Annotated in this window: 27 protein-coding genes; 22 read left to right on the forward strand and 5 right to left on the reverse strand. The window is 75.1% G+C overall.

The features are described 5' to 3' along the window. The first annotated feature begins 12 nt into the window (after positions 1-12). Both OSR43_RS09255 and OSR43_RS09260 read left to right on the forward strand, forming a co-directional pair. Complete coding sequence (locus OSR43_RS09255) at positions 13-1,260, forward strand: CaiB/BaiF CoA-transferase family protein (RefSeq protein ID WP_302271045.1); 1,248 nt, start codon at positions 13-15, stop codon at positions 1,258-1,260. Next, complete coding sequence (locus OSR43_RS09260) at positions 1,257-2,162, forward strand: CoA ester lyase (protein WP_302271046.1); 906 nt, start codon at positions 1,257-1,259, stop codon at positions 2,160-2,162. Before OSR43_RS09255 ends, OSR43_RS09260 begins: the two co-directional genes overlap by 4 nt. Here OSR43_RS09260 and OSR43_RS09265 read toward each other — a convergent pair. Further along, the gene (locus tag OSR43_RS09265; protein ID WP_302271048.1) at positions 2,151-2,912 is read right to left on the reverse strand and encodes a DinB family protein; all 762 of its coding nucleotides are present in this window, start codon (positions 2,910-2,912) and stop codon (positions 2,151-2,153) included. The two genes, OSR43_RS09260 and OSR43_RS09265, sit on opposite strands and share 12 nt — an antisense overlap. A 72-nt stretch (positions 2,913-2,984) precedes the next feature. Here OSR43_RS09265 and OSR43_RS09270 point away from each other — a divergent pair, with 72 nt between their 5' ends. The 3 genes from OSR43_RS09270 to OSR43_RS09280 all read left to right on the forward strand — a co-directional run bounded on the left by OSR43_RS09270 (position 2,985) and on the right by OSR43_RS09280 (position 6,877). Beyond that, positions 2,985-3,572 (forward strand): sugar O-acetyltransferase, encoded by a 588-nt coding sequence (locus OSR43_RS09270; protein ID WP_302271050.1) that lies wholly within the window; start codon positions 2,985-2,987, stop codon positions 3,570-3,572. A 154-nt stretch (positions 3,573-3,726) separates the two neighbouring features. Continuing rightward, on the forward strand, positions 3,727-5,919 hold the full coding sequence (helR, locus tag OSR43_RS09275; protein ID WP_302271051.1) for an RNA polymerase recycling motor ATPase HelR: 2,193 nt from the start codon (positions 3,727-3,729) through the stop codon (positions 5,917-5,919). Positions 5,920-6,007: 88 nt separating this feature from the next. Next, positions 6,008-6,877 carry a formate/nitrite transporter family protein gene (locus tag OSR43_RS09280; RefSeq protein ID WP_302271053.1) on the forward strand — a complete coding sequence of 290 codons (870 nt, stop codon included), beginning with the start codon at positions 6,008-6,010 and terminating at the stop codon, positions 6,875-6,877. Between the two features lie 34 nt (positions 6,878-6,911). Here the strand turns inward: OSR43_RS09280 and OSR43_RS09285 are convergent, their stop codons facing one another. Continuing rightward, positions 6,912-8,552 carry an ATP-binding protein gene (locus OSR43_RS09285; protein WP_302271054.1) on the reverse strand — a complete coding sequence of 547 codons (1,641 nt, stop codon included), beginning with the start codon at positions 8,550-8,552 and terminating at the stop codon, positions 6,912-6,914. A gap of 193 nt (positions 8,553-8,745) precedes the next feature. Between OSR43_RS09285 and OSR43_RS09290 the strand changes: the two genes are divergently transcribed. From OSR43_RS09290 to OSR43_RS09325, 8 genes are all read left to right on the forward strand, one after another. Further along, on the forward strand, positions 8,746-9,039 hold the full coding sequence (locus OSR43_RS09290) for a DUF4193 family protein (RefSeq protein ID WP_302271055.1): 294 nt from the start codon (positions 8,746-8,748) through the stop codon (positions 9,037-9,039). 73 nt (positions 9,040-9,112) lie between these two features. After that, complete coding sequence (locus OSR43_RS09295; RefSeq protein WP_302271056.1) at positions 9,113-9,454, forward strand: DUF2200 domain-containing protein; 342 nt, start codon at positions 9,113-9,115, stop codon at positions 9,452-9,454. Positions 9,455-9,518: 64 nt separating this feature from the next. Next, positions 9,519-10,058: a DUF1269 domain-containing protein gene (locus tag OSR43_RS09300; RefSeq protein ID WP_302271058.1), complete on the forward strand. Its 540-nt coding sequence runs from the start codon at positions 9,519-9,521 to the stop codon at positions 10,056-10,058. A gap of 50 nt (positions 10,059-10,108) precedes the next feature. Next, on the forward strand, positions 10,109-10,672 hold the full coding sequence (locus OSR43_RS09305) for a GrpB family protein (protein WP_302271060.1): 564 nt from the start codon (positions 10,109-10,111) through the stop codon (positions 10,670-10,672). 101 nt (positions 10,673-10,773) lie between these two features. After that, positions 10,774-11,889 carry a NosD domain-containing protein gene (locus OSR43_RS09310; RefSeq protein WP_302271061.1) on the forward strand — a complete coding sequence of 372 codons (1,116 nt, stop codon included), beginning with the start codon at positions 10,774-10,776 and terminating at the stop codon, positions 11,887-11,889. A gap of 184 nt (positions 11,890-12,073) precedes the next feature. Then, the gene (locus OSR43_RS09315) at positions 12,074-13,021 is read left to right on the forward strand and encodes a MetQ/NlpA family ABC transporter substrate-binding protein (RefSeq protein ID WP_302271063.1); all 948 of its coding nucleotides are present in this window, start codon (positions 12,074-12,076) and stop codon (positions 13,019-13,021) included. Between the two features lie 5 nt (positions 13,022-13,026). Next, positions 13,027-14,139, forward strand: coding sequence for a methionine ABC transporter ATP-binding protein (locus OSR43_RS09320; protein WP_302271065.1), 1,113 nt, complete (start codon positions 13,027-13,029; stop codon positions 14,137-14,139). Further along, a complete protein-coding gene (locus OSR43_RS09325) occupies positions 14,139-14,798 on the forward strand; it encodes a methionine ABC transporter permease (protein ID WP_302271067.1) in 660 nt (219 codons plus the stop codon). Before OSR43_RS09320 ends, OSR43_RS09325 begins: the two co-directional genes overlap by 1 nt. Before the next feature lie 59 nt (positions 14,799-14,857). Here OSR43_RS09325 and OSR43_RS09330 read toward each other — a convergent pair whose 3' ends face one another. After that, entirely contained in the window at positions 14,858-15,427 is a 570-nt protein-coding gene (locus OSR43_RS09330; RefSeq protein WP_302271069.1) for a DinB family protein, read from the reverse strand. Between the two features lie 113 nt (positions 15,428-15,540). On the opposite strand from OSR43_RS09330, the gene OSR43_RS09335 reads away from it, so the two are divergent. From OSR43_RS09335 to OSR43_RS09345, 3 genes are read left to right on the forward strand one after another with little or no spacing between them, the layout of a single operon-like run. Further along, positions 15,541-16,638, forward strand: a complete 1,098-nt coding sequence (locus OSR43_RS09335; protein ID WP_302271070.1) for a hypothetical protein — start codon at positions 15,541-15,543, stop codon at positions 16,636-16,638. An 11-nt stretch (positions 16,639-16,649) separates the two neighbouring features. After that, complete coding sequence (locus tag OSR43_RS09340; protein ID WP_302271072.1) at positions 16,650-17,543, forward strand: ABC transporter ATP-binding protein; 894 nt, start codon at positions 16,650-16,652, stop codon at positions 17,541-17,543. Beyond that, the gene (locus OSR43_RS09345; protein ID WP_302271073.1) at positions 17,540-18,361 is read left to right on the forward strand and encodes an ABC transporter permease; all 822 of its coding nucleotides are present in this window, start codon (positions 17,540-17,542) and stop codon (positions 18,359-18,361) included. The genes OSR43_RS09340 and OSR43_RS09345 overlap by 4 nt, the downstream gene beginning before the upstream one ends. Here the strand turns inward: OSR43_RS09345 and OSR43_RS09350 are convergent. After that, on the reverse strand, positions 18,351-19,154 hold the full coding sequence (locus OSR43_RS09350; RefSeq protein ID WP_302271074.1) for an alpha/beta fold hydrolase: 804 nt from the start codon (positions 19,152-19,154) through the stop codon (positions 18,351-18,353). The genes OSR43_RS09345 and OSR43_RS09350 overlap by 11 nt on opposite strands. A gap of 148 nt (positions 19,155-19,302) precedes the next feature. On the opposite strand from OSR43_RS09350, the gene OSR43_RS09355 reads away from it, so the two are divergent. The 6 genes from OSR43_RS09355 (at position 19,303) to OSR43_RS09380 (ending at position 24,288) form a co-directional block, all read left to right on the forward strand. Beyond that, positions 19,303-20,532, forward strand: coding sequence for a S9 family peptidase (locus OSR43_RS09355; RefSeq protein WP_302271075.1), 1,230 nt, complete (start codon positions 19,303-19,305; stop codon positions 20,530-20,532). Between the two features lie 97 nt (positions 20,533-20,629). After that, positions 20,630-20,947, forward strand: a complete 318-nt coding sequence (locus OSR43_RS09360; RefSeq protein ID WP_302271076.1) for a hypothetical protein — start codon at positions 20,630-20,632, stop codon at positions 20,945-20,947. Further along, positions 20,947-21,999: a hypothetical protein gene (locus OSR43_RS09365; protein ID WP_302271077.1), complete on the forward strand. Its 1,053-nt coding sequence runs from the start codon at positions 20,947-20,949 to the stop codon at positions 21,997-21,999. The genes OSR43_RS09360 and OSR43_RS09365 overlap by 1 nt, the downstream gene beginning before the upstream one ends. Further along, complete coding sequence (locus OSR43_RS09370) at positions 21,996-22,568, forward strand: DUF4919 domain-containing protein (protein ID WP_302271078.1); 573 nt, start codon at positions 21,996-21,998, stop codon at positions 22,566-22,568. The genes OSR43_RS09365 and OSR43_RS09370 overlap by 4 nt, the downstream gene beginning before the upstream one ends. Beyond that, complete coding sequence (locus OSR43_RS09375) at positions 22,561-23,604, forward strand: WD40 repeat domain-containing protein (RefSeq protein ID WP_302271080.1); 1,044 nt, start codon at positions 22,561-22,563, stop codon at positions 23,602-23,604. Before OSR43_RS09370 ends, OSR43_RS09375 begins: the two co-directional genes overlap by 8 nt. A gap of 117 nt (positions 23,605-23,721) precedes the next feature. Then, on the forward strand, positions 23,722-24,288 hold the full coding sequence (locus OSR43_RS09380; protein WP_302271082.1) for a dihydrofolate reductase family protein: 567 nt from the start codon (positions 23,722-23,724) through the stop codon (positions 24,286-24,288). Positions 24,289-24,330: 42 nt separating this feature from the next. Here OSR43_RS09380 and OSR43_RS09385 read toward each other — a convergent pair whose 3' ends face one another. Further along, complete coding sequence (locus tag OSR43_RS09385; protein ID WP_302271084.1) at positions 24,331-25,548, reverse strand: PP2C family protein-serine/threonine phosphatase; 1,218 nt, start codon at positions 25,546-25,548, stop codon at positions 24,331-24,333. Between the last annotated feature and the right edge of the window lie 127 nt (positions 25,549-25,675).

A 25,675-nucleotide genomic window follows, 5' to 3' on the forward strand; every position in this document is an offset into this window, starting at 1 on the left:
AAGGAACGCTGCATGACCACGCCCGACCAGGCCCCGCTGCACGGGCTGCGGGTCCTCGACCTGTCCACGATGATCGCGGCCCCCCTGACGGCCACCCTGCTCGCCGACTACGGCGCGGACGTGGTCAAGGTCGAGATGCCCGGTCCCGGCGACCACGTCCGCCGCTTCGGCGCCCAGAAGGACGGGCAGGGGCTGTACTGGAAGGCCCTGAGCCGGGGGAAGCGCAGCGTCTCCCTCGACCTGCGCCGGCCCGAGGGCAAGGAGCTGCTCCGGCGCTGGATCGGCCAGTTCGACGTGCTGGTCGAGAACTTCCGCCCGGGCACCCTCGAGCGCTGGGACCTCGCGCCCGACGACCTGCGGGCGATCAACCCCCGGCTCGTCGTCCTGCGGGTCACCGCCTACGGGCAGGACGGGCCGTACTCCACCCAGCCCGGCTTCGGGACGCTCGCCGAGGCGCTGGCGGGGCTGGCCTCGGTCTCGGGCTTCCCGGACCGTCCGCCGCTGCTGCCGGCCTACCCGCTCGCCGACATCATGGCGGGCAACCTCGGGGCCACCTCGGTGCTCGCCGCCCTGCAGCGGCGCGCCACCACCGGCACCGGCGACGTCATCGACCTCGCGATCTACGAGGCGGCGCTGAAGCTGGTCGAGATCAACATCCTCGAGTACCAGCAGCTCGGCAGCGAGCACGGCCGCACCGGCAACCGCTACGGCCCGGCCGCGCCCCGCGGCAGCTACCAGTGCCGCGACGGCCTGTGGGTGGCCCTCTCGGGAAGCACCCAGGCGATGGCGGTCAACGTGCTGCGCACCATCGGCGGCGAGGAGCTGGTCGCCGACCCGCGGTTCACCACGAACGCCGAGCGCCGCGAGCACGTCGAGGCGCTCGACGCGCTGATCTCGGCCTGGTGCGGCGAGCGGGACCGGCCCACTGCGCTGGCCGAGCTCACCGCCGGGGGCTGCGCGGTCGGCCCGCTGGAGTCGGTCGCCACGATGATGGACAACCCCCAGGTCGTGCACCGGACCTCGATCGCGACCGTCGAGGACCCCGACCTGGGTCCGCTGGCGATGACCGGGGTCTACCCCCGCTTCCAGGAGGCGGCGCCGCGGATCGGGCGCCCGGGTCCCGCGGAGGTCGGCCAGGACACCGACGAGGTGCTCGCCCAGGACCTCGGGCTGGACCGCGAGGAGCTGACCCGGCTGCGCGAGGCGGGCGTCACCGACGGACCCGCCGGTGCCGCGGCGGACATGCCGGGTGCCCCGTGAGCGCCGGGAACGCCCGGAGCCGCGAGGCGGCCTTCGCGCGGCGCACGCAGCTGTTCCTGCCGGCCGACCGACCGGCGCGGGCGGCGAAGGCCGCCACCTCGGGCGCGGACGCCGTGCTGGTGGACCTCGAGGACAGCCTGCCGCCCGACGGCCGCCCGGCCGCCCGCGCGGGACTCGCGGGGCTGGTCGCCGCGGTGCGGGCCGCCCGGCCGGTGCCGGTGCTGGTCCGGGTCAACTCCGACGACCTCGCCGTCGACGTGGAGGCCGCCGTGCTGGCGGCCGCCGACGGCGTGCTGGTCCCCAAGGTCGAGTCGGCCGCCACCGTCCACGAGGTCGAGGACCTCCTCGACGACGCCGAGCGCCGGCACGGGCTGCGGGCCGGGTCGCTCGAGGTGCAGCTGCTGGTCGAGACCCCGCGGGGGCTGCTCGCGGCCGCCGACATCGCCGCGGCCGGCGCGCGGACGGTCGCGATGGTCCTCGGCGTCGAGGACCTCGCCGCCGAGCTCGACGTCGACCCCACGTCGCCGTACGCCGACCTGCGCTGGGCCCATGCGACGGTCCTGTGCGCCGCGCGGGCGCACGGGCTGGCGCCGTACGGCCTGCTGGGCAGCCTCACGAACTTCCGGGACCTGCCTGCCCTGGCCGAGGACGCCCGGCGCTCCCGCGGCTTCGGCTACCTCGGGGCGCTGTGCATCCACCCGGCGCAGGTCGAGGTGCTGGCCGAGGCGTTCGGGCCCACCGCCGAGGAGGTCGCCCACGCCGAGGCCGTCGTCGCCGCGATGGAGCAGGCCGAGCGGGAGGGTCACGCCGCGGCGCAGCTCGACGGCCGGATGGTCGACACCCCGGTCGCCGTCCGCGCCCGCCGGCTGCTCGCCCGGGCGCACCGGCCCTCAGCGGGCTGAGCGGCCCGCCTCGACGGCGTCGAGGTCGCGGAGGGCGAACCGCAGGTGCGACCACTCCTCGCCGAGGATGACGTGGAGGCACGAGCGGGTCGTGGCCAGGCGGCCGGGGTCCCACGGGCTCGGGTGGGTCTCCTCGAGCTCCGGCTCGGTGACGGCGGCGAGGAAGTCGCGGACCATCGCCACCCGTCCGGCCCGCGCCGCCAGGACCTCCTCCCAGGTCGGCGTGCCGGAGGCGAAGACCGACGTGTCGTAGCCGTCCAGGGCGTACTCCGCGTGCGGCTGACCCAGCGGGTGGTAGGGCTGCTCGAGCTCGCGGATGCCGCGGCCGAGCCAGGTGTCGGTGGCCATCACCAGGTGTCGCAGGGTCTGGGAGAAGGACCACTCGCCGTCGACCGAGACGTCGACGGTCCCCGCAGGCATCGCGGCGGCCCGGTCGACCGCGACCGCCCACGCGGCCTCGACCGCCGCCCAGGCGGCGCGCAGGCCGGCCGGGTCGGCGGCCCGGCGGTCGGCGCGGCCCGGGAAGCGGCGGTCCAGCTCGGCCTCGACCAGCGGGACGACGTCGACCCCGTTGACGAGCAGCACGGCGTCGTCGTCGGCGAGCCAGGGGGCGTCCAGGTCGGCACCCTGGAGGTCGACCGAGCGCATGACCGCACCGGAGAGGTCGGCGCGCACGAAGCGTGCGCCCCGGAGGTCGGCGTCGACGAACGACGGGGTCCCGGTCTGGTCGGCTCCGGTGCTTGCGGACACGGGACCGACCTTCCCACGGCGTCCCGCCCGCGGGAAGGGCTCACCGGGCCGGTGCTGCGTACGCTCGCCGCCATGAGCGACGAGCGCCCGGACGACACCCGCACGATGCGCGAGCGCATGCTCGCCGGCGACCTCTACATCGCCGACGACCCCGACATCGAGGAGGAGAGCGCCGCCGCGCGGGACCTGATGGCGGCCTACAACGCGACGACGGCGCGGCAGAAGCCGCTGCGCCGGGCCATCCTCGAGCAGCTGCTCGGCTCGGTCGGTGAGGGGACCGAGCTGCGCCAGCCGGTGTACGTCGACTTCGGCACCAACATCTCGATCGGCGCCCGCTGCTTCGCGAACTTCGGCCTGGTGGCGCTCGACGTCGCGCCGATCACCATCGGCGACGACGTGCAGATCGGCCCGAACGTCCAGCTGCTCACCCCGACCCATCCGGTCGAGCCGGGGCCGCGCCGCGACAAGTGGGAGGCCGCCGAGCCGATCACCATCGGCGACAACGTCTGGCTCGGCGGCGGCGCGATCGTGCTGCCGGGCGTGACGATCGGCGCGAACACCGTGGTCGGTGCCGGGTCGGTCGTCACCAAGGACCTGCCGGCGGACGTCGTCGCGGTCGGCAACCCCGCCCGGGTGGTCAAGCACCTCACCGACGACTGATCCGGGCCTGGTCCGGGCCGGTCCGGGCCCGGTCGGGTCCTGCGCAGCGGCTCCGGACGCACGAACGGCGAGGGGGAACCCCTCGCCATGTCCAAGGTATAGCGCAGCAGGGGGCTTGCGGCAAGGCCCCCGACCGGCCCCAGAATCGCCCGCCGTGACCAGGGACGAGACAGCTCAGCAGACGACGGGACCGGTCGGCGGGAGGTCGGTCTTCGCGCTCGACGAGCGGCTCGCGGCGAAGGCCGACCCGCGGCTCGTCGCGGCCGACGAGGCGCACTTCGCCGCGATTGCGCGCACGCTGGAGGAGACGCTGGCCGACCTCGCCGACCGGCTCGACGCGGCACGCCGCGGGACCGACCGGCACGGGCAGGCGGCGCTCGACCGCGACCAGGAGGTGCACCGGCTGGCCGCGCGGGCCAGGACCCTGCGCCGCTTCGGCCTCGACGTGTGCCTCGGGCGGATGGTGCCCGCGGTGGGGGAGCCGGTCCACGTGGGCCGGCTGGGCCTGACCGACCGCACGGGCCGGCGGCTGCTCGTCGACTGGCGCTCACCGGCCGCGGAGCCGTTCTTCGGCGCGACCCACGCCGATCCGATGGGGCTGGTCAGCCGGCGGCGCTACCGCTGGAGCCAGGGGCGGGTCACCGACTACTGGGACGAGGTGTTCACCCCCGAGGGGCTCGAGGGCCACGCCGCGCTGGACGACCAGTCGGCGTTCCTCGCCAGCCTCGGCGGCAGCCGGGACGGCCGGATGCGCGACGTGCTCAGCACCATCCAGGCCGACCAGGACGCGATCGTCCGAGCCGGCTCCCGCGGCGTGCTGGTCGTGGACGGCGGGCCCGGGACCGGCAAGACGGTCGTGGCGCTGCACCGCACGGCGTACCTGCTCCACGCCGACCCGCGGCTCGGGCACCGGCGCGGCGGCGTGCTCTTCGTGGGTCCGCACGCGCCGTACCTCTCCTACGTCGCCGACGTGCTGCCGAGCCTCGGCGAGGAGGGCGTGCTGACCTGCACGCTGCGCGACCTCGTCCCCGAGGCGGCGACGGCTCCCGAGGAGCCCGACCCGGAGGTGGCACGGCTCAAGGGGTGCGCCGCGATGGTGCACGCGATCGAGCCTGCGGTGGCGCTGTACGAGGAGCCGCCGACCGAGGGCCTCGAGGTCGCGACGCCGTGGTCCGACCTCTGGCTCAGCGCGGAGGAGTGGGCGGAGGCCTTCGCCTCGCCCGACCCGGGCACACCCCACAACGAGGCCCGCGACCAGGTGTGGGACGGGCTGCTCGACCTGCTGGTCGAGAGGCACGGCCTCGACGAGGACGACCCGGAGGTGGACCCCGACGACGTGCGCCGCGCCCTCGAGCGCGACCGGGACCTGCGCACGGCCTTCGACCGGGCCTGGCCGCTGGTCGACGCCGAGGACCTCGTCGGCGACCTGTGGACGGTGCCGGCCTACCTCCGCCGGTGCGCACCGTGGTTGACCGCCGAGCAGGTGCGCGCCCTCCGCCGCGACGACCCGCAGGCCTGGACCGCCGCGGACCTGCCGCTCATCGACGCCGCCCGGCACCGGCTCGGCGATCCCGAGGCGTCCCGCCGACGGCGTCGGGCGGGCGCGGCGGCGGCAGCAGAGCGGGCGCGGATGGACGAGGTCGTGGACCACCTGGTCTCCGTCGACGACTCCGAGATGTCGGTGATGTCGATGCTCCGGGGGGACGACCTCCGGGCCTCGCTGGCTCCGGAGCAGCCGGGCCGCGCGGACGCCGAGCGGCTCGCCGGTCCCTTCGCGCACGTCGTCGTCGACGAGGCCCAGGAGCTCACCGACGCGGAGTGGCACATGCTGCTGCGGCGCTGCCCGTCCCGCAGCATGACCGTCGTCGGGGACCGGGCCCAGGCGAGGCACGGGTTCCCCGGCTCCTGGGCCGAGCGGCTGGCCGGGGTCGGCCTCGAGCACGTGCGCGTCGCGTCCCTCGGCACGAACTACCGGACGCCGGTGGAGGTGATGTCCGCGGCGGAGCCGGTGATCCGAGCGGCCCTGCCGGACGCCAACGTGCCGACCTCGGTGCGCAGCACCGGCCGGCCGGTGCGGCACGGATCCCCGGACGACGTCGACGCCGTGCTGGACGCGTGGCTGGCGGAGGACACCACCGGCACGGCCTGCGTCGTCTCGGCCGCGGGGGAGGGCCGCGACCGGGACCGCGTCCGGTGGCTGACCCCGCAGCTGGCGAAGGGCCTGGAGTTCGACCTGGTCGTCCTCCTCGAGCCCGAGTCGTACGGCGCGGGCGTCACCGGCGCCGTCGACACCTACGTCGCGATGACGCGCGCGACCCAGGAGCTCGTGGTCCTCGCACGCAGGTGAGCCGCGGGCGGGGCATCCCGGCGGCGCCGACGGGTACCGCCTCCGCGAGGGGCCCGCCCTCGGACCAGCGTCGTCGGAAGGTGCACCCATGCCGGATCGCGAACCGCAGGAGACCGCGGCGGTCGCCGCAGCCGCTGGCGTGAAGAAGGTGCGCCGGTCCTGGGACCGGGTGCTCGTGAGCTCCTTCCTCGCCGGCGCCTACATCGCCTTCGGCGGCATGGTCGCCATCGCGGTGTCCTCGGGCCTGGACCCCGCCACCTGGGGGACGCTGCCCACGCTCTTCACCGGTGCGGCGTTCACCCTCGGGCTGATCCTCGTCGTGATCGCCGGGTCGGACCTCGCGACCGGCAACATGATGCTGGTCCCGCTCGGGGCCCTGCGCGGCAAGCTCGGCGTCGGCGACGTGGCCCGCAACCTCACCCTGGTGCTGCTCGGCAACCTGCTCGGTGCGCTGTTCGTGGCGTTCTTCCTCGCCGTGCAGAGCGGCGTCATCGGCAGCTCGTCGGCCGAGGCCGGGAGCGCGGCAGCGATGACCTTCGACCGCCTCGCGGACATCGCGCACGGCAAGGCCACCGACCACACGGCGTGGGAGACCTTCCTCCGGGCGGTCGGGTGCAACTGGCTGGTCTGCCTCGCGGTGTGGATGTCGCTGGCCGCCACCACGATCTCGGGCAAGATCCTCGCGATCTTCTTCCCGATCATGGCGTTCGTCGCGATGGGCTTCGACCACGTCGTCGCCAACATGTTCTTCCTGCCCGCCGCGGTGTTCGCCGGGGTCCCGGACCTCGGCTGGGGCGACGTCCTGCTGAACTGGGTGCTGGCCGGCGTCGGCAACCTGGTCGGCGCGGTGGTCTTCGTGTCGACCTCCTACTGGTACCTCTTCCTCAAGGACGCGCCCGAGGAGGCGGCCGACACCTCCCGCGTCACCGGGGGCAGCGAGCCGGCCGAGCGGGGGTAGCCACGGGCCGGGTCGTCGCGTGGGGCGTCGCGGGTCAGGACCGCCCCGGGAGGCTGACGGTCACCGTGGTGCCGCGGCCGGGCTCAGAGTCCAGCCGGACCGAGCCGCCGTGCGCCCGGGTCAGCTGGCGGACGAGGGCGAGGCCGAGCCCCGAGCCCTGGATCGCCCGCTGCTGCACCTCGTGCGCACGGAAGAAGGGCTCGAAGACCCGCCCCTGGTCGGCACCGTCGATCCCGATGCCGGTGTCGGCGACGGCGACCTCGACCGCCTCGCCGGCACGCCGGACGAGCAGCGTCACCGAGCCGCCGTCGGGGGTGTACTTCACGGCGTTCGTGAGCAGGTTGACGACCACGCGCCCGATCTCCACGGAGTCACCGCGGACCAGCGCCGGGGTGCTCGGCACCTCCAGCCGGACGTCCAGCGTCCGGCCGACGAAGTGCGGACCCATCGTGTCCCACGCCTGGCGGGCCACCTCGCCGACGTCGACGGTGGACCACACGGGCGCCTGCTCGTCGGCCTCGGCCTGGGACAGGGTCAGCAGGTCCTCGATCAGCCGGAGCAGGCGCTCCCCGTTCCGGGTGACCCGCTCGAGGAGCCGCGCCTGGTGCGGGTCGAGCGGGCCCGCGGCTCCCTCGGCGAGCATCTCGGCGTACCCCAGGATGCTGGTCACGGGCGTCCGCAGCTCGTGGCTGGCGGTCGCGATGAACTCGGTGCGCGCGCGGTCGAGGGTCTTCATCTGCTCCACGACCGCCTCCTGCTTGCGCACGGACTCCAGCAGCAGCTTCTCGGCGCGGTGCCGCGCGCTCACGTCGTCGCAGACCAACGTCGAGCCGTACGCCGCTCCGCTCTCGTCGCGGAGCGTCGTGCGGCGCACCGTCACCACCCGCTGCTCGCCGGCGGCGTCGGTGAGCAGCCAGTCCTCCGCGCCGTCCGGGGTGCCCCGGCCGCTGACCGGGTGCCACGAGCGGGTCAGGTCCTCGAGGTGCTCGAGGGCCATGACCTGCTCGGGGTCCAGCCCCAGCAGGCGGGCCGCGCCGTGGCTCACGAAGGTGATGACCCCGTCGACGTCGGCCTGGATGATGGCCGTGCTCGCGGCGGAGTCCATCGCGCCCATCAGGCGCTGCTGCAGCCGCTCGGCCACGGCCCGCTTGACCCGCTGCGCCACGTCGGTCTCCAGGATGCCGGCGAGGTCGGCCAGGGTCGTGACGTCGGCCTCGCTCCACTCCCGCGGCTCGGAGGCGGCCAGGCACAGGGTGCCGATGACCGTCCCGTCCGGGTGCCGGACGGGGTGCCCGGCGTACGCGACCACGCCGTTCTCGACGACCGCCGGGTGCGTCGCCAGGACCGGGTGCTGCCGGGCGTCGTCCACGACCAGCGGGACCTCGTTGGTGACGACGTACTGGCAGAACGACTGCGCCAGCGGCGTCTCCGTCCTCCCCGCGAGCCGGGCCGGGAGCCCGTGCGCGCTGGCGAAGACCTGCCTGGTCGGTTCGACGACCGTCACCAGGGCCGCCGGCGCGCTGGTGCTCCGCACGGCGAGGCGGGTGAGCCGGTCGAGGCGGGCGTCGCCGTGCGCGACCGACAGGCCGGACTCCTCGATCGCCCTGGCCCGGGACGCGCTGGCGAGGTGGTCGGCCGAGGCGTCGAAGGAGAACAGCCGGTGGGAGCGGGGCATGGCAGGTCACTGTCTACGGGGGAGGGGATGCTGGGAGCGCTCCCATTGCAGCAGTCCGCCGGGGCGGGCGTGGCGGATCGGCCGATGAGCGGACGTGACCTAGGACTCGGCCGGTCGACCCTGGTGCGGAGCCCCGGTAGGCATTGACCTTGATCGACCGCTACCATTCCGCGCCCCCTACCGGAAGGACCCCATGGCGACCGACTACGACGCTTCCCGCAAGACCGAGGAGGAGCAGAAGGAGGAGAGCCTCGAGGCGCGACGCCTCGCCGCGATCGACGCGAAGGGCAGCTCCGGCAAGGTCGACGAGGACGAGGCCGAGGCGGCCGAGTCCTTCGAGCTTCCCGGCGCGGACCTCTCGCACGAGGAGCTGAGCATCGAGGTCACCCCCAAGCAGGACAACGAGTTCACCTGCCAGCGCTGCTTCCTCGTCCAGCACGTCTCGATGCGGGTCGCCGGCACCGACGAGTGCCGGGACTGCGCCTGACCCAGTCGGTGGACGGCGCCCTGAGCGGCGCCGTCACCGGCTCGCCGGCGCCGGCTGCGACTACCGTCGGGGCATGCACCGGATCTTCACCACGAGTGTCGCCTCCGTGTACCCGCACTACGTGGCGAAGGTGGAGCGGAAGGGCCGCAGCGAGGCCGAGCTGCGCGAGGTGGTCCGGTGGCTGACCGGCTTCGACGACGCTGAGCTCCAGGCGCACCTGGACGAGGGGACGACGTTCGAGGACTTCTTCGCCGCGGCCCGGCTCCACCCGGCGGCCTCCTCGATCACGGGCACGGTCTGCGGGGTGCGCGTCGAGGACGTCCCCGACCCGCTGATGCAGCGCATCCGCTACCTGGACAAGCTCGTCGACGAGCTGGCCAGGGGCCGCCCGATGGCCAAGGTCCTGCGGGGGTAGGCGCGTCCCCGACGTGGGTACCGGTCCGTCCCACCTCCCGAGGTGGGGCCGGAGGTGCACTCGGATGATCTCGGACACTGCCTGGAAGGACCGGCCGACGCTCTCGGTGTGGGTCTACGACTCGCCGAGGGGCGCGGCCGCCGGCCAGACGCGGCTCACCAGGCTCAGCCAGCGGGGTGCGGTCGCGGTCGTCGACGCGGTGACCGTGACGTGGGTCGGCGGGGCCCACCGCCCGCGCATCGGGTTCCCGCACGCCGGGCCGCTCGGCGGCCTCACCGGCCTGGACCGGCGGCCGCTCGGCGTGCTGCTCGGGCGCCTGCTCTTCCCGCAGGCCGACGACGCGGACGGCCCCGCCGCGCTGGCCCAGGTCCTGGGGCCCACCGGGGTCGACGAGCAGTTCCTGCGCCAGGTGCGCGACGCGCTCGTCCCCGACACCTCGGCGCTGCTGGTGCTCTCCCGCCGGGCCGCACTCGACGACGTCCGGGAGGTGATGGAGCGCGGCGTGGCACGTGGCGACGTACGGCTCCTCCACGCCGTGCTGACCGCCGACGCGCTGCCGGTGGTCGAGGCCCTCGCGCGCCCGGACGGCTCCTGGCGCGCCTGAGCGCCGCTGCGGCGACGCGCGTCGCGCGCCCGTCTGGGACAGTGCTCGCCGTGACTGGACAGCGCGGCTCCCGACGCCCCGACGTGACGACGGTGGAGCTGGTGGGCGGCGTCGAGAAGCGCGCGCTCGTGCTGGTCGACCACGACCCGCGGTGGCGAGAGGCGTACGCCGACCACGAGCGACGCATCCGTGCGGCGCTCGGTCCGGCCGCGGTGCAGGTCGAGCACATCGGCTCGACGGCGGTGCCGGGGCTCGCCGCGAAGCCGATCATCGACGTCCTGGTCACCGTCGAGGACGTCACCGCCGAGGAGGACTACCTCGACCAGCTCCTGGGCGCGGGCTACGTGCTCCGCGTCCGCGAGCCGGGCCACCGCCTGGTCCGGACCCCGGACCGCGACGTCCACGTCCACGTGTGGGAGGTCGGCTGCGAGGCCGCCGAGGACTACCTGCTCCTCCGCGACCGCCTGCGCACGGACCCGGCGGACCGCGAGCTCTACGAGCGCACCAAGCGCGCCCTGGTCGCTCGGGACTGGCCGGACATGAACGCCTACGCCGACGCGAAGACCGAGGTCGTCGCCGCGATCAAGGACCGCGCCCGGCGGTCGCAGACCTGAGCGCTCCGGGCGTGGGTACAGGACCCCGGCCCGTCCCCGCCCGTCCAGGAGGACCCGTGCACCGACCTGCTCGACTCGCCGCCGGAGCCGTCGCCCTGGCGGTGGCTCTGCCCCTCACGTCGGCCTCGCCGGCCGCCTCCCGCGAGCGCCCGGCCGAGGGACCGCGCACGCTGCGGGTCGGCCCGGACCGCGCGCTCGCGACGCCCAGCGCCGCCGCGGCCGTGGCCCGGGACGGCGACACCGTCCTGATCGACGCCGGCACGTACGTCGGCGACGTGGCCGTCTGGACCCAGGACGACCTGGTCCTGCGCGCCGTCGGTGGCCGCGCCCACCTGCGCGCCGACGGACGCAACGCCCAGGGCAAGGCCATCTGGGTGGTCGCGGGGGACCGCACGACGATCGACCGCATCGAGCTCAGCGGCGCCACCGTGCCCGACGGGAACGGCGCGGGCATCCGCCAGGAGGGCGAGGACCTCCGGGTGACCCGCAGCTGGTTCCACCACAACGAGAACGGCATCCTGACCGGTGCCGCCGCGGGCAGCGACATCCTCATCGAGCGCTCGCGCTTCTTCCGCAACGGGAAGGGCGACGGCTACACCCACAACCTGTACGTCGGGGCGGTCCGCTCGCTCACCGTCACCGGCAGCCACCTCTGGGGCGCCGACGTGGGGCACGAGCTGAAGTCGCGAGCCGCGCGCAACACGATCACCGGCAACCGGATCTCCGACCGGGACGGCACCGCGAGCTACTCCATCGACCTGCCCAACGGCGGCCGCTCGCTGGTCGCCGGCAACGTGGTCGTCCAGGGTCCCCGCTCGGAGAACCCCGCGCTGGTGTCGTACGGCGCGGAGGGGCTGACCGGGTCGCGCGAGCTGTGGGTCGTCAACAACACCTTCGTCAACCGCCGCGACTCCGGCACGTTCGTCGCCCTGGCCGCGGGCAGCGAGGCGCGCCTCCGCAACAACCTCATGGTCGGTCCCGGCGACCTCACCAGCGGCGCCCCGGCCCGGGCACGCGCGAACCGCCGGGTCGGCCTCGGCGGCTTCGTCGCCCCGGCGAAGGACGACTTCCGGCTGCGCGCCTCCTCGCCCGCCGTGGACCGCGGCGTGCGGGTGCCGCGGGCGTGGCGCGCGCGCTGGCAGTACGTCCACCCCGCCGGCCGGAAGCGTCGCCCGGTCGTCGGCCGGGTCGACCTGGGGGCGCACGAGCGCCGCTGACCGCTCGCGGAGCAGGACCGGGTGCGGGTGTGACGCAAGTGACGTGCTCGAGGGCGCCGGGGCCGGAATGTTCACGGCGGGAAACGACCTGAACCGGTGACCGGTCCCGGACCACGTCGGCGACCGGTCCGTCCCTGAGAGCCGCCACCCGGCGGCGTCCCCCTCGTCGAGGAAGAACCTGCACGTGTCGAACACACCCCCGCCCGGATCCACCCCCCTCGTCGACGCGCCGCGTCGCTCCCGCTGGCCCCTCCTGCTGGCCGCGCTCGTCGCGATCGCCGTCGTCGTCGGCCTCGTCGTCGCGCTCACCGGCGGGGACGAGGACTCCGCCACCGAGCAGCGCAGCGTGCGCCTCGGCGTCGTCGGCGCGAGCGACCCCTACTGGGCCGACTTCCAGGACGCGGCAGCCGACGAGGGCATCGACGTCGAGATCGTCGACTTCTCCGACTACAACCAGCCCAACCCGGCCGTCTCCGAGGGCGAGCTGGACATGAACCAGTTCCAGCACATCGTCTTCCTCGCCGACTACAACGTCGCCGCCGACGACGACCTGCAGCCGATCGGCGCCACCGCGATCTACCCGCTGGGCCTGCACTCCAAGCAGTACGACTCCGTCGAGGAGATCCCCGACGGCGCCACCGTCGCGGTCCCCAACGACGCGAGCAACCAGGCCCGCGCGCTCGTGCTGCTGCAGTCGGCCGGGCTCATCGAGCTGACCTCGGGCGGCACGATCTTCTCCGACCTCGCCGACGTGGACGAGGACGCCTCGCGCGTGGAGGTCAAGGCGCTCGACGCCGCGCTGACCGCGACCTCCCTGGACGACCTCGCCGGTGCGGTCGTCAACAACGACTTCGTCGAGCGCGCCGGTCTCGACTTCGACGACGCGCTCGCCCAGGACGACCCGAACGACCCGAAGGCGCTGCCCTACGCCAACATCTTCGCGGTCCGCGCCGACGACCTCGACGACCCGACGTACCGCGAGCTCGTCGAGATCTACCAGGACACCAAGGCCGTGCAGGACGGCGTCGTCGACGTCTCCGGCGGTACGGCGGTCATGCTCGACACCCCGGTGGAGGAGCTGCAGGCCTCCCTGGACGAGGTCGAGGCCGACACCCGCGCCGAGCAGGACTGACCCCCGTGCCCACCATCCCGAGCACCGGCACCGGCACCGGCACGGGCGCGGTGACCGGCCCGCGCGCCGGGGACCCGCTCATCCGCCTCGCCGACGTGAGCCGGGTCTTCCCGGCGCGCTCGCGCGGCGGCACGGCGGTGACCGCGCTGGACCACGTCGACCTCGACGTGCACAGCGGCGAGGTGCTCGGGGTGGTGGGCTACTCCGGTGCCGGGAAGTCCACGCTGCTGCGGCTGGTCAACGCCCTCGACCGGCCTACGAGCGGCACGGTGACGGTCGCCGGCCGGGAGGTCAGCGGCCTCTCGGAGCGGGCGCTGCGCGACGTGCGCCGCGACATCGGGATGATCTTCCAGCAGTTCAACCTGTTCGGCTCCCGGACGGTCTGGGGCAACATCGCCTACCCGCTGACGGTGGCGGGCGTCCCCAAGGACCAGCACCGCGCCCGCATCTCCGAGCTGCTGCACTTCGTGGGCCTCGCCGACAAGGCGCACGCCCACGTCGAGCAGCTCTCGGGCGGGCAGAAGCAGCGGGTCGGCATCGCCCGCGCGCTCGCCACCGACCCCCGCATCCTGCTCGCCGACGAGCCGACCAGCGCGCTGGACCCGCAGACGACCAGCGAGGTCCTCGCCCTGCTGCGCCGGGTCAACGAGGAGCTCGGCGTCACCGTCGTGCTGATCACCCACGAGATGGAGGTCGTCCGCTCCCTGGCGCACCGGGTGGCGGTCATGGAGGCGGGCCGCGTCGTCGAGCTCGGCGACACCTACGACGTCTTCTCCGCCCCGCAGCACCCGGCGACGCAGCGCTTCGTCAGCACGCTGGTCGAGAAGGGGCCGGAGCCGCGCGCGCTCGACCGGCTCCGCGACCGCCACCCGGGCCGGATGGTCACCCTGTCCTTCCGCGACGGCGACGCCTCGCCGGCCGACGTCTTCGCGGCGTTCATCGAGCGCGGGGTGACCTTCGAGCTCGTCCACGGCGGCGTCGAGGACGTCCGCGGCCGGACCTTCGGCCACCTGACCTTCGCCCTCACCGGTGACGAGGCCGCCGTCGCGGACGCCGTGGCCCACGTCGCCACGCTGGTCGAGCTCACCACCCCCGAGCCCCGGACGGAGACCTCCTGATGGACCGCCTGATCGAGCTCGACTCCCTGCTGTGGGAGGCGACCCGCGAGACGCTCTACATCGTCGCGATCACCCTCGGTATCGGCGGCCTCGGCGGCCTCCTGCTCGGGGTGCTCCTCTACACGACGCGCCCCGGGGGCATCGCCCCCAACCGGGTGCTCAACGTGGCGCTCAACCTGGTCGTGAACTTCTTCCGGCCGATCCCGTTCGTCATCTTCATCGCCGCGGCGCAGCCGGCCGCGCGGCTCGTGGTGGGGACCGGCATCGGCAACCCGGCGATCATCTTCGCGCTGTCGGTCGCGGCGTCGTTCGGCATCAGCCGGATCGTCGAGCAGAACCTCGTCTCGGTGGACCCCGGCGTCCTGGAGGCGTCCCGGGCGATGGGCGCGGGGCGGCTGCGCACCACGCTGACCGTGCTGCTGCCCGAGGCGCTCGGGCCGCTCGTCCTGGGCTACACCTTCGTCCTGGTGGCGATCGTCGACATGTCGGCGGTCGCCGGCGTGGTGGGCGGGGGAGGGCTCGGTGCCTTCGCGCTGACCTACGGCTACCGGCAGTTCGACCCGGTCGTCACCTGGGCCGCGGTCCTGATCATCATCGCGCTGGTCCAGCTCTGCCAGTTCGCCGGCAACCGGCTGGCCCGGGTCGTCATGCGCCGCTGAGGCGGCGGCCGGTCGTGGCCGGTCATGGCCGGCACCGGCCGGCGCGCGCCCTACGCGCCCTACGCGCCGGTCCTGCCGTCGATCCCCTCGCGCAGGAGGTCGGCGTGGCCGCAGTGCTGGGCGTACTCGGCGATCATCCGGAGCACCAGCCAGCGCAGGTCGACCACCTCGTCCCAGTCCAGGGGACGCGCGGTGTCGTCGAGGTCGTGGGCGTCGACGACCTCGCGCGAGACGGCGCACTCGGCCCGCCAGACCTCCAGGTCGGCCCGGAGGTCGGCGCCGGGAGGCGGCTCGAAGTCCTCGGACCCGACGTGGAGCAGCGGCACGTCGCGGCGCTCGAAGTTCTGCTGGAACCACCACCGCTCCACACCGGCGAGGTGCCGGACCAGGCCGTGGAGCGACATCGAGGACGGCGGCGCTGACCGCGACCGCGCCTGCTCCGGCGTGACGCCCCGGCACTTCATCTCGATCGTCGCCCGGTAGTGCTCGAGGTACGCCGTGAGCGCCTCGCGCTCCGCCGCGACCCGCGGGATGCGGGGGCGGTCGTCGTCGGCCCACCTCGGGGCGAGGTCCTCCTCGGCCAGGCCCGACTCCGGCCGGACCTGCTTCCCCTCGGGGTGGTCGTCCATGGGAGCACCCTCCGCCGCGCCGCCCCCCGTTGTCCACGGTCGTCCACGGTCGTCCGCGGCCGTCGGGTGGTTCCCCGGGCCGCCCTCGGGGGGCGCGACGTACGGTCGGCGGTGTGACCCCACGACGGCGCTGGAGCATCGTCGCCGCGTCGGCGGTGCTGCTCGCCGTGGCGCCCCTGGCACCGCGTGCGCTCCCCGCGTCCGAGAGCGGGGTCGACGCCGGCACCCTGCTGGGGCGGGTGCAGGACTCGGCCGACGAGGGTTGGTCGGGGTACGTCGAGACGGCCGGGACGCTGCAGCTCCCCGAGGCCGACCGGTTCGACGACGTCGGCGCCCTCGTCGGGGAGCCGGCCCGGATGCGGGCATGGTGGGCCGACCGCGACCGCTGGCGGGTCGACCGGCTCCTGGTCGCCGGCGAGGTGGACCTGGTGCACGCCGACGGGCGGACGACCACCTTCGACTACGAGCGGGCCCGGGCGACCGTCGGCACCGACCCCGACATCCGGCTCCCGCGCAGCGCCGACCTGGTCCCGCCCGAGCTGGCCCGCCGCCTGCTCGCCGGGGTCGACGCAGCCGACGTCACCCGGATCGGGGCGCGCCGGGTGGCCGGCACCAGCGCGGCCGGGCTGCGCGTCGAGCCGGCCTCGGAGCTCTCCAGCGTCGACCACGTCGACCTGTGGGCCGAGCCGCGGACCGGCGTGGCGCTGCGGGTCGAGGTGCACGACACCGCACGCGGGGGCCCGGCGTTCACCACCGGCTTCGCGGACTTCTCCGGCGGGCCGCCCGACGAGGCCGAGGTGTCCTTCCGGCCGACCCCGGGCGTCGAGGTGCGCACCGAGGACGTGCTCGACATCGCCGACGCCGCGAACCAGTACGCCCCTCTGCGGCCGCCCTCCGAGGTCGCCGGCCTGGCGCGGAGCGGGGCGAGCGACGGCGCTGTCGGGGTGTACGGCGAGGGGCTGACCCGCCTGATCGCCATCCCGCTGCGCGACTCCGAGGCCGACGCGCTGCGAGAGCAGCTCGTCGTCACCCCGGGTGCGGTCCGCACGCCGACCCACACCGCCGCGGCGCTCGGGCCGCTCTCGGTGCACCTCACCGGTGGCGAGGGGGACGGCGGGTGGCTGCTGGCGGGCACGGTGACGCCGGCCGGGCTGCAGCAGGCGGCCGACGACCTGGTGGCCGGCACCGTCTACGTGGGGGAGGACCGGTGAGCGGGGTGGCCGTGATCAGGACCGAGGGGCTGACCAAGCAGTACGGCGCGCTCCGGGCGGTCGACGGGATCGACCTCGAGGTCGGGGAGGGCGAGGTCTACGGCTTCCTCGGCGCCAACGGGTCGGGCAAGACGACGACCGTCCGGATGCTGCTCGGGCTGGTGCTGGCCACGTCGGGGCGGATGGAGGTGCTCGGCTCCGCGATGCCGGCGGGGTGGCGGCAGGTGCTGCCGCAGGTGGGCGCCATGGTCGAGGGCCCGGCGGCGTACCCCCACCTGTCCGGGCGCCGCAACCTCGCGCTGTTCGACGCGATGTGGCGCGACGGCCGGCGCTCCAGCCGTCGCGCCCGCGTGGACGAGACCCTCGAGCTGGTCGGCCTCGCCGGCGTGGACCGTCCGGTGCGGGCCTACTCGCTCGGCATGCGCCAGCGCCTCGGGCTCGCCGGCGCGCTGCTGCGCAGGCCGCGCCTGCTGGTGCTCGACGAGCCCACCAACGGTCTGGACCCGCAGGGCATCCACGAGATCCGCGAGCTGCTGCTGGGGCTGAACGCCCAGGGCACGACGATCTTCCTCTCCTCCCACCTGCTCGCCGAGATCGAGGCGATGTGCACCCGGGTGGGCGTCCTGGACCGCGGCCGGCTCGTGCTCCAGGACCGGCTCGCGACGCTCCGCGGCCCCACGGGGCGGGTCGAGGTGCACACCGCGGACGTCGAGGCGGCGCGCCGCGTCCTGGACGGCCACGTCGACGAGCACGACGCCGCCCGGCTGCTCGTCCGCACCACCGACGCCGCCGAGCTGAACCGGCGCCTGGTCAGTGCCGGGGTGCCGGTGAGCGCGCTCGTCCCCGAGCGGCGCCGCCTCGAGGACGTGGTCCTCGCCGCGACCACCGCTGGCGGCCGGCAGTGATCCGCGTCGAGCTGGCCAAGCTGCTGCGCAACCGCCGCACCTGGGTGACCATCGCGCTGATCGACGCGCTCCCCAGCCTGGTGGCCGTGCTGCTGGCGGTCACCGACCTCGGGCCGCGCCCCGGCAGCGGCCCCGCGTTCCTCTCGGCCGTGCTCACCGACGGCACGCTGTTCCCGCTCGCCGCGCTCGCGATCGTCCTGCCGCTGTTCCTGCCGATCGCCGTGGCGATCACGGCGGGGGAGGCCATCGCCGGCGAGGCGCAGCAGGGGACGCTGCGCTACATGCTCGTCCGGCCGGTGGGGCGGACCCGCCTGCTCGTCGCCAAGCTCGTGGCGGTGATGGCCTTCGTGGTGCTGACCATGCTGGTCGTGACGGTCACGGCGTACCTGCTCGGCGTGCTGCTGCTCGGGGACGGCTCCGTCGCCGCCGCCGGCCCGGCCACCAGCGTCTCCGGCTCGGGGCTGTCGACCCCCGAGCTGGTGGGCCGCACGCTCATGGCCCTGGGCTACGCCGTGCTGTGCATGCTCGGCGTCGCGGCGATCGCGCTGTTCCTCTCGACGGTGACCGAGTCCCCGCTCGGTGCCGCGCTCGGCACCCTGGCGGTGCTGATCGCCTCGACCCTGCTGCTGAGCCTGGACGCGGCGGACGCGTTCGCCTCCTACCTGCCGACCCGCTACTGGCTGGCGTTCGTCGACCTCTTCCGCGACCCCATCCTGTGGCGCGACGTGGTCCGTGGTGTCCTGCTGCAGCTCGCCTACGTGGTCGTCTTCCTGGGGGCCGGGTGGGCGAACTTCATGACCAAGGACGTCACGGACTGACCCGGCGGCACAGCGACGCGTCGGGCAGGCGGGGCGCAGCGACGCCGAGCTGCTGCTCGACCATCGCGACCACCTCCGGGGTGCGGGGCACGTCGGCGTGGGAGACGGTGAGGTCGGGGCAGACCGCCTGGACGGAGAAGGTGAGCGCGCCCTCGAGAGTGCCCGAGGTCGGCGGCACCACCGTCGCGTCGTCCTCGGTCCACAGCGCGACCCACGACGGCCCGTCCGGCGTCTCGTCGCCCGTCCCCAGCCGGCGCAGGAGCTCGGAGCCCGGATCGAGCTGGCGGCAGGCGGCGGGGCAGGCCCGGTCCCCGAGCGTCGAGGCCAGCGCCGCCAGGTCGGTGCCGTGGTGCGGGGAGGCCAGCGTCACCGCGCGGCGGACCGTGGACCGGCCCCCGAGCTCGGCGACGTAGTAGCGGACGACGACCCCGCCGGCGGAGTAGCCGACCAGGTCCACCGAGGGGGCGCCGGTGCGCTCGATCGTCTCCTCGACGACCTCGGCCAGGTGGGCGGCCTGGTCGCGGAGGTCGTCGGTGCCGGACCCGACCGGTGCGACCACCCGGGCGTCCCGGCCGCCCGCGACGAGGTCCTCGGCGAGGACCTCCAGCGCGGACGTCGACCCGCCGTACCCCGGCACCAGCAGCACTGGTCCCGGACGGTCCTGCGGGGCGGGCCCGGCCTCGTCCTCGCCGCCCACCACCGCGACGACGACCGCCGTCGCGACCACGACCAGGGCCAGGACCAGCAGGGCGGTGAAGAACCGCCGTCGTGCCGGAGCCAGCGAGCGCCACATGGCCCCAGTGTGCGGGTGGGCCCGCAGGGCGGTGGTCCGGCGCGCTCCCGGTGACCGGTCGGCGGCCGCCAGGAGGCGCCCACGCGTCCCTACTGTGCGTTGCGTCACGCCGCGCCCTCCCGTGCGGCACCCGATCCCAGGAGCCCCCATGCGCCTTCTCCGTCGTCCCGCGGTCCGCGCGGCCGCCCTCGTCCTCGGCGTCGCGCCGGTCGCCGTCGGCACGCTCGCCGCCACCGGTGCGTCGTACGCCGCCCCCGCGCCGGAGGCGGCCCGCACGGCTCCGCAGCCCTCGAGCACCGAGCTGCCGCGCGGCTCGCTGCTGACCCACCGGCCGCTGCGGACGGCCGCGGCGCTGCCCAGCGCGCGCCGGACCGAGCTCGTGACGTACATGTCGAAGGGGGTCGGCGGCCAGAGCGTCGTCGTCTCCGGGACGGTGGCGCTGCCGACGACCAGGCCGCCGGCCGGCGGGTGGCCGGTGCTGTCCTGGGCGCACGGCACGACCGGCACCGCGGACGAGTGCGCGCCGTCGGCGGACCGGGTCGGCGGCCCCGCCCACGACTACCTCGGCCGCGTCGACGAGACGCTCGACCGCTGGGTCGACCGCGGCTACGTCGTGGTGCAGACCGACTACGAGGGCCTCGGCACCCCGGGGGACCACCCCTACATCAACGGCGCGAGCGCCCGGCGCTCCGTCGAGGACATCGTCCGCGCCGCGCGCCGGCTCGACCGTCGCGTCGGGCGCGACTACGTCGCCGCCGGCCACAGCCAGGGCGGCCACGCGGCGCTCTTCACCGGCGGCTCGCCGGGCAAGCGCACGGACATCCGCCTGCGGGGCGTCGTGGCGATCGCCCCGGGCGGTGTCGGGCTGAGCCAGACCGCGCCGTACATCCAGAGCAACCAGCCGGGCGCGGACCAGGCCCTCGGGTTCCTGCCGCCGCTGCTGCTGGGCGCCGAGGCCGGAGACCCGACGATCGACGCCTCCGCCTGGGTCACCGCGGAGGGCGAGCGGCTGCTCGCCGCCGGTCGGACCGGCTGCCTCGGCGACATCCGGGAGGTAGCCGCCGGCATCAAGGCCGTCGACGTGTTCCGTCCCGACGTCGACCTGTCCGCGCTGGGCCGCTACCTGCGCCGCCAGGAGCTGCCCGGCCCGCGGCTGCGCGTCCCCACGATGATCGCCCAGGGCACCGCCGACACCGCCGTCGGCAAGCCCGGGGTCGACCAGCTCGTGTCGAGCCTGTGCGGGGCCGGCGCCGACGTGACCTACCGCGTCTACGAGGGTGCCGACCACCGGGCCGCCGTCGAGACGTCGTACGCCGACGCCGCCGCGTTCGCGCGGACCGTCCTCAAGGGCGGGAAGCCCGCCGGCACCTGCGACTGAGGACGTCCGGCCCGTCCTCCGCCGCGGGCGGTCCGCCGGTTTCCGGAGGACCGCCCCCGGGAAGGGTGCCCGCAGGCGGACGACGGGAGACGCGACGATGAGCCAGGTGCAGGTGGTGCCCGCGCAGATGCGGCGGGCGGCGAGTGCCGCGCGGACCGCGGCCGAGGGAGCGCAGGGCCGGGGGTCCTCCGGCTACCTCGGCACCGCGGCCGGTGCGGTCCCCGGAGCCGACTCGGTCGCGCACCTCGGGGAGCTGGGGTCCAGCTGGGACGACCAGGTCGAGTCCTGGGCCGCCGACGTGCTCGCCTTCGCCGAGGACGTCGAGGCGCACACCGACGACACCGAGGCGACCGACGGCGCGGCCGGCGGCCTGCTCGGTGCCCTCGGCGGCGTCCTGGGCGGGACGGGCGGCTGATGCCCCCGGTGACCTTCGGCGACGTGCGGAGCTGGCGACCCGGCCCGCTCGGCACCGCCGGTGACGGGCTCAAGCGTGACGCCGACGAGCTCGAGCGCAGCCGCGACGCGCTGGCGACGCAGTCGGTGCCGAGCTCCTGGACCGGCCTCGCCCGGCTCGCCGCCGAGGTCCGCCGCCGTGCGCTGGTCGCGCGCGTCGAGTCGCACGTCGAGGGCAAGCGCACCGTCCAGCGCGCGCTCTACGAGGCCGAGACCGACGTCACCGAGATCGAGCGGATGGTCGCCGACATCGAGTCCGCGGCCACCGCGCAGCAGTTCACACTGGGTGACGACGGCTCGGTGACCGACGTGAGCGACCCGCCGACGTTCGAGTCCGTCCTCGACGCGCTCGAGTGGACGACGCGGCGCAGCAGCCAGGCCCGGGCGCTGGCCGACGAGATCACCGTCGTCCTCGGCAAGGCCGCCGCGGTGGACGCCCTCCTCGCCGGCAGCATCCCGCGCGGGCACGTCGACCACGTCGACGACTACGGCGTCGCCTCGCCCGAGGTCGCCGAGGCCTGGGCGACCATGACCGACGCCGAGCGACGCGCCTTCATCGAGCAGTACGTCGAGGAGTACGCCGACCGGATCGGCATCGACACCCCGGAGATCGTCTACGAGCCCGAGAGCTGGGGTCCCTGGGGCCAGGCGCGCGACAACGGCGGCACCATCGCGCTGAACGAGGGCATCCTCGACGACCCGTTCATCATCAACACCGTCGCCCACGAGATGCGCCACGCCCACCAGTACGAGGCGATCGACGACCAGGACGACTTCCGCTTCCCCTGGCAGGAGGACCCCTTCGACATGCACGAGGACCAGGGGATCAGCGAGGACGACGCCGACACCTGGGAGGAGAACTTCGACGACTACCAGTCGACCGACAACGGCGACACCTACGAGGAGTACTTCGACCAGCCGGTCGAGGTCGACGCCCGCGCCGAGGGCAAGGACGCGCTCGAGGACATGACCGCCGACGAGGTCGAGCGGCTCACCGAGGAGGGCCGGCGATGACCACGCCCGACGCGCGACGGGGGAGCCGGCCGGAGGGAGCGCTGGACGCCCGGCTGGACGACCGGCTGGACGACTGGCTGGACGACTGGTTGGCCGATCCGTCGCCGCGGACCGCGGAGCCGCTGCACGCAGCGGTCCGCGACGCCGGCACGGCGGACGACCAGGACCGGCGCCGGGACGCCGCCGACCGGTCGCGGCGCGGGGACCACGCCGGCGCGCTGGCCGTCCTGGAGACCCTCCTGCCCGGCGCCCTGCTCAGCCCGTCGGTGCACGCCCGGCAGGCCGCCGCCCTGCGCCACCTGGGCCGCGAGCACGAGGCCGCCCGGCAGGAGCGGATCGCCCGCGCCAGCCTGGCGGCGATCCGGGCCTCCGGGGACGGGACCGCCGAGCGACCGTGGTCGGTGCTCCGCGTCGCCGACGAGTACGACCTGCTGCGCGCCCTCGGCCGGCGCCCGGTGAACCAGAGCCTCGTCGGCCGGGAGGGCCGCGCGCTCGACCGCCTGGTCACCGAGGACGGCGGCGAGGCGTGGTTCGCGGTGGCCGGCCTCGGTGCCCCCACGCGTGGCTAGGGCACGGTCGGCGGCGGCGCTGGCGGCCGCCGTCCTCGTCACGGGCCTGGGTGGCTGCGGCGAGGCCGACCGTCCCGAGCCGGACCCCGGTGGCGGCACCGGTGGCGGCACGGCCGGTGCCAGCGTGCCCTTCGAGCTGGTCCTCACCGACGACGTGGCGGTGAGCCCCGACGGCAGGCGGGTGCTCGCGGACTGCTGGGAGGGCATCTGCACCTGGGACGTGGCGACCGGGACGCTCACGCTGGTGCCCGACCGGAACCAGGTCGCGGTCGCGCCCGACTGGTCCACCGTCGCCACCGTCGACGGTGGCGACGTCGTCCTCGAGGGCCTGCCGGACGGCGCGCCGGTGCGGACGTTCCGCGGCCTCGACGACGCGGAGGTCACCGACGGCTCGCCCGTCACCGCCGTCGCGTTCAGCCCCGACGGCCAGCTGCTCGCGGCCGCGGGGCTCGACGGACGCGTCGTGGTGTGGTCGGTGGACGACGGCGCCGAGCAGGCGGCGTTCACGGCGGCGTACGCCCCGCAGACGCTGGTCTTCAGCCCGGACGGCAGCCGGCTCGCGCTCGCGGGCGGCGGCCCGGTCGAGGTGCGCGACACCGCGGACGGACAGGCGGTCGCCACGGTCCAGGGCTCCGGCGAGGCGGGCGCCCTGGCCTGGTTCCCGGACGGCCGTGCGCTGCTGGGCCCGGGTGCGGGCGACGTGCCGACGGTCTGGGAGGCACCTGCGTTCGAGCCGGTCGAGGAGCTGCCCGGGGTGCGTCTGCACGAGCTGGCGGTCTCGCCGGACGGCCGGACCGTCGCGGTCACGGCGTTCGACACCACGGCCGTCCGCCTGTGGCGGCCGCGGGCGCTGGCCGGCGCGGGCGGCGTCCGGTCACTGGTCGGGCACGTCGCCGACCCTGGCGCCGTGGCCTTCGCCCCCGACGGCACGAGGCTCTACTCGGTGGCCGCCGACGACGGCGTGCGCGCCTGGGACGTCGCGTCCGGCAGGCCGGTGGCGAGGACCTTCGAGGTGCCGGAGGGCCCCGACCGGTAGTCGCGCCTGCTCGGTCCCGACGGCCCGACCGATGAGAATGACCGCTGCCCCCTGTCGTACCGGACGGCACCCTCCGGCAGGAGGCTGCCGGACCCCGACCAGCACCCAGGAGCCATCGTGCGCACGCTCATCGTCACCGCCTTCATGTCCCTCGACGGCGTCATGGAGGCCCCCGGGGGAGAGCCCGGTCACCGCAGCTCGGGCTGGACCTTCAACGACATCGAGATGGACCCCGCGGTCTACGAGCTCAAGGGCAGGGAGCAGGAGGAGGCCGGGGCCATGCTCCTGGGCCGTCGCAGCTACGAGGCGTTCGCGCCGGTGTGGCCGACGATGACCGAGGACTTCGCCGGCTACAACGCGATGCCGCGGTACGTCGTCTCCACGACGCTCGAGTCCGACGACCCGCGGTGGCCCGCGACGGTCCTCCGCTCGCTCGACGACGTCGCCGCCCTCAAGCAGACCGAGGGTGGGCCGATCATCGTCCACGGCAGCGCCACCCTCGGGCACGCCCTGGCCGACGCGGACCTCGTCGACCGGTACCACCTGCTGGTCTTCCCGGTGCTCCTCGGCGCGGGCAAGCGGCTGTTCAGCGGTGCCGACAAGGACAAGACCATGCTCGACGTCCGGGAGTCCGAGGCCTACGGCAACGGCATCACCAAGGTCGTCGCCGACGTCCGTCGCTGAGCCCGGCGCCCGGGTCCCGGGTCCCAAAGCGTGCAGGGCGCCCTAGGGCGCGTCGACCCGGGCCACCAGGATGGCGATGTCGTCCTCGGCCGCGTGGTCGCCGACCACCTCCGCGAGCCCGCGGATGCACGCCATCTCGGGGTCGTCCGCGCCCGCCAGGACGGCTGCGAGACGCGCGGTGTTGTCGTCGAGGATGTCGGTGGACGAGCGGCCGTGGGCCGGGCGCCGCTCGACCAGGCCGTCGGTGTAGAGGCAGATCGACCCGCCGGCCGGGACGGTGACGACCTTGCTGTGCCGGACGGTGTCGGGATCCATCCCCAGGAGCCGGTCGGTGACCAGGTCGGCCACCTGGGCGGGCTCGCCGGGCGTGGCGACGAGGGGCGGGAAGTGACCGGCCGAGCTGAACGACCACTCCGTGAACGGTGCTCGGCCGATGCCGAGGGTGACCGTGGCGAGGGCGTCGGGCTCGAAGTGGCAGATCTTGCGGTCCAGCCGGGCGAGCACCTCCGCCGGGTCGTCGTAGTCCAGGGCGTAGGCACGCAGGGCGCTGCGCAGGCGGCCCATGACGACCGCCGCGTCGAGGCCGTGGCCCAGGACGTCGCCCATCACGAGCGCGAGGCGTCCGTCGGGCAGCTCGAAGACGTCGTACCAGTCGCCGCCGAGGTCGCCGTCGGTGGGCACGTAGCGGGCCGCGATGGATATCCCGGGCGGGGTCTCGACGGCGGTGGGCAGGAGGCTCCGCTGGAGGACCAGGGCGGCGGTGTGCTCGCTGTCGACGAACCGGTCGTGCAGCGCCGCCCCGAGCTCCGCCGCGAGGTCCGTGAGCGAGCGCAGCTCGGTGTCCGTGGCGGGGTGCCGGTGGAGGTAGCCGACGTGCAAGACACCGATGAGCTCGGAGCCGTCCATGACGGGGACGCCGAGGAGCGACTTCACGCCGTGGTCGATGAGGACGGGGTTGATGACGGTGGAGCTGTCGACCTCGGTGAGCGTCACCGGCTGGCGGGTCTGGGCGACCCGTCCGGCGAACCCCTCGCCGACCGGCACGCGGCGGGCGCGCCGCAGGGTGCGGTCGAGGCCGACCGTGGCCGCCGGCTCCAGCAGCGTCCGGGTGCGGTCGAGCACGAGCACGGTCGCGGTGTCGGCGTGCATGGTCGCGCGCGCCCGCCCCAGCAGGTCGCCGAGCCCGGGGTAGGTCTCGGCGCTGTCGGGGTGCGCAGCGCTCCGCTCGACGGGGGTCACGGTCTCGGCGAGCCCCGTCATCGGGCAGGGCCGGCCTGGGGGCCGGCGGCCCGGGCGTCCCGTCGCGTCGTGGGGTGCACGGCGGGAGCCTAGTCGCCCGGGACGGGGGTGCTCACCCGGGACGCCGGATGCTGCCCGGGCCGCTCAC

This window comes from Nocardioides sp. Arc9.136 (assembly GCF_030506255.1).
Taxonomy (GTDB): domain Bacteria; phylum Actinomycetota; class Actinomycetes; order Propionibacteriales; family Nocardioidaceae; genus Nocardioides.

Bases quoted from the DNA above. Each gene is read 5' to 3' on its own strand.
- OSR43_RS09290 (WP_302271055.1), top strand. From the start codon at position 8,746: ATGGCGACCGACTACGACGCTTCCCGCAAGACCGAGGAGGAGCAGAAG.
- OSR43_RS09280 (WP_302271053.1), top strand. From the start codon at position 6,008: ATGCCGGATCGCGAACCGCAGGAGACCGCGGCGGTCGCCGCAGCCGCT.
- OSR43_RS09325 (WP_302271067.1), top strand. From the start codon at position 14,139: ATGGACCGCCTGATCGAGCTCGACTCCCTGCTGTGGGAGGCGACCCGC.
- OSR43_RS09330 (WP_302271069.1), bottom strand. From the start codon at position 15,427: ATGGACGACCACCCCGAGGGGAAGCAGGTCCGGCCGGAGTCGGGCCTG.
- OSR43_RS09270 (WP_302271050.1), top strand. From the start codon at position 2,985: ATGAGCGACGAGCGCCCGGACGACACCCGCACGATGCGCGAGCGCATG.
- OSR43_RS09300 (WP_302271058.1), top strand. From the start codon at position 9,519: ATGATCTCGGACACTGCCTGGAAGGACCGGCCGACGCTCTCGGTGTGG.
- OSR43_RS09370 (WP_302271078.1), top strand. From the start codon at position 21,996: ATGACCACGCCCGACGCGCGACGGGGGAGCCGGCCGGAGGGAGCGCTG.
- OSR43_RS09360 (WP_302271076.1), top strand. From the start codon at position 20,630: ATGAGCCAGGTGCAGGTGGTGCCCGCGCAGATGCGGCGGGCGGCGAGT.
- OSR43_RS09295 (WP_302271056.1), top strand. From the start codon at position 9,113: ATGCACCGGATCTTCACCACGAGTGTCGCCTCCGTGTACCCGCACTAC.
- OSR43_RS09385 (WP_302271084.1), bottom strand. From the start codon at position 25,548: ATGACGGGGCTCGCCGAGACCGTGACCCCCGTCGAGCGGAGCGCTGCG.
- OSR43_RS09355 (WP_302271075.1), top strand. From the start codon at position 19,303: ATGCGCCTTCTCCGTCGTCCCGCGGTCCGCGCGGCCGCCCTCGTCCTC.
- OSR43_RS09365 (WP_302271077.1), top strand. From the start codon at position 20,947: ATGCCCCCGGTGACCTTCGGCGACGTGCGGAGCTGGCGACCCGGCCCG.
- OSR43_RS09350 (WP_302271074.1), bottom strand. From the start codon at position 19,154: ATGTGGCGCTCGCTGGCTCCGGCACGACGGCGGTTCTTCACCGCCCTG.
- OSR43_RS09255 (WP_302271045.1), top strand. From the start codon at position 13: ATGACCACGCCCGACCAGGCCCCGCTGCACGGGCTGCGGGTCCTCGAC.
- OSR43_RS09285 (WP_302271054.1), bottom strand. From the start codon at position 8,552: ATGCCCCGCTCCCACCGGCTGTTCTCCTTCGACGCCTCGGCCGACCAC.